This window comes from Vibrio sp. 378 (genome assembly GCF_033339435.1).
The window spans coordinates 1-777 of sequence record NZ_JAWOUO010000408.1; the positions used below are offsets into that span (position 1 = coordinate 1).

Consider the following 777-nt stretch of genomic DNA (forward strand, 5'->3'; position numbering starts at 1 on the left):
CAATTTGGAACGCAGTTTTAAGCTCACTGATCACAAACGCAGGAAGAACAACGGCAAACGAGATGTCTTCTACTTTTTGATCGAGCGGCTCATTGGCCATTCGCAACATTTGCTCAAGAGAGCTCTGATGGGTTTGCGCCAACATGAAGTTGCGAACGGGCTTTTCTGCAACGGAAAATGCTTGAACCAGCGTAATTTCACCATTGTCGTATGGTTGGAACGCATTCTCGTAGATATCCGTCCAAACAGGGCGCATGATGAGCAGAGTAAGCGTTAATGCAATACCCACTAACACGCGGTTTGGCGGGCTCTGCTGCAAACCAAGCGCTTGGCGCAAGATAGCCAACACCACAATAATGCGTGTAAAGCTCGTCGCCATCAAAATGAAAGCAGGAAGGAAACTGAGCGCCGTCATCAACAAAAGAATTTGTAGTTTAACGCTGTACTCTTGTTGTGCGTCGCCGTCCGTAACGGACAGAATTGTTAAGCCGTTGTCTGCTGCCATTGTTGGGAATGCAAACAAAAGTGACACCAATACCAACAAAGGTAACCAACGATGCCAAGCGCTCAGATTGTTCATTGTACTGCCTACCAAAAATTATCGACCAACGCCGCTTAATGCCGAATCGTGTACGTCAATCAAGCGAAGACCGTATTTGTCATTAACGACAACTACTTCCGCATGGCCAAGTAGGGAACCGTTCACTTTTACGTCCAACGGTTCGCCGTTCAGCTTTTCAAGTTCAATGACGGTGCCTTCGCCCGCTTTCATCAAAT

2 protein-coding genes are annotated in these 777 nt (G+C 47.2%); both read right to left on the bottom strand.

The features are described from left to right. Positions 1 to 580: flagellar type III secretion system pore protein FliP (locus R7Q48_RS26595; RefSeq protein WP_318133208.1), on the bottom strand; the 580-nt coding region annotated here is incomplete at its 3' end. An 18-nt stretch (positions 581 to 598) separates the two neighbouring features. Next, positions 599 to 777, bottom strand: a 179-nt coding sequence (locus tag R7Q48_RS26600) for a FliM/FliN family flagellar motor switch protein (protein ID WP_318133210.1), incomplete at its 5' end; no start/stop codon positions are given.